Source organism: Methylobacterium sp. V23 (assembly GCF_002917135.1).
Classification (GTDB): domain Bacteria; phylum Pseudomonadota; class Alphaproteobacteria; order Rhizobiales; family Beijerinckiaceae; genus Methylobacterium.
This window is the reverse complement of record NZ_PDHT01000099.1, coordinates 1-2,493: the sequence shown is the minus strand read 5'-3', so window position 1 is coordinate 2,493 and position 2,493 is coordinate 1. Positions and strand designations below refer to the sequence as shown.

Here is a 2,493-nt window from a genome sequence, read left to right as displayed (position 1 = left end):
CCGAACTCACGATTATCGTCGCCAGGGTACGACCGACCTGTTCGCCGCCCTCGACATCCAGGCTTACGCCGCCAGCCGGCGCACACGTCGCCATTGATGCCGCCAAAGCTCGAAATGAGATCCCGATCGGGGTGCCCGACCTTCGCCGTCGGCGGCTGAGCGTTCTCAACACCCGTGCCGAGCACGATCGTCTGATCGCGATCCTGTCCAATCTCGGTCAGCGGGTGACCTGCGGCATCGAGGCGACCGGCGCCAACTACCATCGTCCGATCGCCTGGCGCTTGCTCCAGGCCGGCTTTTTCGTGCGCCTGATCTGGTCCGTAACGCTCGCTTGCACCCGCGAGGCGCTGCACAACGGCTGGGACAAGAACGACCCCAAGGATGCGCAGGCCATGCTTCACATGATCCGCATCGGTGCGACGCAGGTCTATGAGGATCCGCTCGCCGCCGGGATCAACGACGTCTAGGAACTCTCCAAGACGCATGATGCCGTCTCGAAAGCCAAGACCGAGGTACTGCACCGGATCCTGACCCACGACCTGCCGCTCTACGTTCCGGGAGGTCGCCCGCTTCCGGCACAACAGCCGCTCGGACTACTTCTTCGTCTTCCTCGATCGTTTCCCCACGCCTGACAGCACCACGGCGCTGAGGAAGCAAGCGTTCGTCGCCGCTGCCTGGGACGTTGTTGGGCGCAAGGTCGCCAAGGCCCATTTGCTCGGCGACATCTACGAGACGGCCTGCAACTCGATCGACCCGCCGGTGACGTCTGATGCTCCGGCGGTCAGCATGTTCCAGCTCGTCATCGGCGAGGTGCGCGGCCTGATCCAGCAGCGCGCCGCCATCGGGGCCAAGGCCAACGCTCTCCTGACGGACAGCTCGGATTACAAGCTGCTGCGTTGCATTCCCCGCATTCGTGCGATCAACCCCCTGACCATCCTGGCCGAGGCTGGTGATCTGCGCCGCTTCAGTCATCACCGCCAGTTCCTGAAGTTCTGCGGGCTGGATCTGGCCACCCTGCAGTCCGGCACATTCCGCGGCCATACCAGGCTGTCCAAGTATCGCAACGCCCGGCTCCGGCGTACGCTCTGACTGGCTGGACAGGTGGACATCCGGCAGCGGGAGAACAGTGTCAAGCCATCTTCCTCTCACCATATGTAGAGATGGGAAGGCAGGCGAAGTCTCGCCAACCGAGCTCGGTTCCGACGGGGATGGCCGCCACCTCGTAGACGCGTTCGTGGCGCAGCAGTGCCCAGACGATCCGGGCCATTTTGGCTGCCAGCGCCACATCGGCGGTGTTGGCACGCGTCCGGGCCACCAGGCCCCGCAGCAACAGGGCGATCCGCAGATCATATTTGCGAACGTTCGGCATCGCGGCCCGTGCACCCTGGATCAGCATCTTGCGCAGGTACTTGCTGCCGCGCTTGGAGATGCCGACGAGTTTGGGCCGTCCGTGGGTCGTGACCTGCCGCGGCACGAGCCCAAACGACGCCGCCAAATCACGCCCGCGGGCGAAGATGGCCGTCTCACCGATCGCCGCGACCGGCGCCGTGGCATTGAGTTCGCGTGCCAGCGCTCGCGCACATCCACCAGTAGGCTGCGCATGCGTGGCGTGAGGTCAGGGGCGGCGTCTGGATCGAGCATGGAGTCCGGGCGGGCGGCGAGCTCGGCGCGCCCCCTGCGGGAGGCTGTGGCCGCGCTCAAGCAGGATGGCGCGGATCTGATTTATCAAAGCCGTCCGTTCGCCAACGAGTTGGTCCCGTACATTGTGCAGGGTCTGCATGGCGAGCTGCGCCTCTGACTTGAAAGTCACGAAGCGCATAGCCGGACGGCCGGTAGCCTCAGTGATCCCCTCCGCGTCGCGGTCGTTGTTCTCCTGGGCCTTGATGTCGGGGCGCACGTATTTCGGCGGCATCAGCCGGCTGGTAAGGCCTTGAGCAGAGAGCGCCCAGCCCATGTGATGCGCGCCACAGCACGCCTCCATAGCAATGACGCAGGCCGGATGCGTCTCACTGAAGGTAATCACCGTCTCGCGCCGCATCCGCCGTCGCAGGGCGACCCGACCGGTCGCGTCCTGCTCAACAAGACAACAGCTTTTCTTGCCCCAATCGATCCAGAGCAGAGCGATGGCCATCGCTCTGCTTATCCCTCATCTGATTTACACTGCAAACCTGGCAGCGCAGCACGGTGAGGGGCGGGCCATCTATGAGGGTGTACGGAGCTTTCGTTCCCCGACATAGCGCAGCCATAATTGCACGCCATGCACCAATGAAGACTGGCGAAATGAAGTATATATTCCTTATTTGCGAAGAGATGCAATGAATTTTCCTGGCAAAACCCTTACTTTCAGTGACGAATTCAACCGCTCAACCCTTACTAGTGGTGCTAACGCACCCTGGAACACCACCTTCCTCGGCGGCCTGCGCAACCTTGCAACGAATGGCGAGAAGCAGCTCTACCTCGATGATGACGCCACCACCCTGGTCTCGGGTGCCA

2 pseudogenes are annotated in these 2,493 nt (G+C 63.1%); one reads left to right on the top strand and one right to left on the bottom strand.

What is annotated here, in order from left to right:
- Positions 1–92 precede the first annotated feature (92 nt).
- Positions 93–1,086 (top strand): annotated as a pseudogene (locus CRT23_RS27400) (transposase); the annotation flags it as partial.
- A 43-nt stretch (positions 1,087–1,129) separates the two neighbouring features.
- Here the strand turns inward: CRT23_RS27400 and CRT23_RS27395 are convergent.
- Positions 1,130–2,131: pseudogene (locus CRT23_RS27395) on the bottom strand (transposase).
- Positions 2,132–2,493: the final 362 nt, after the last annotated feature.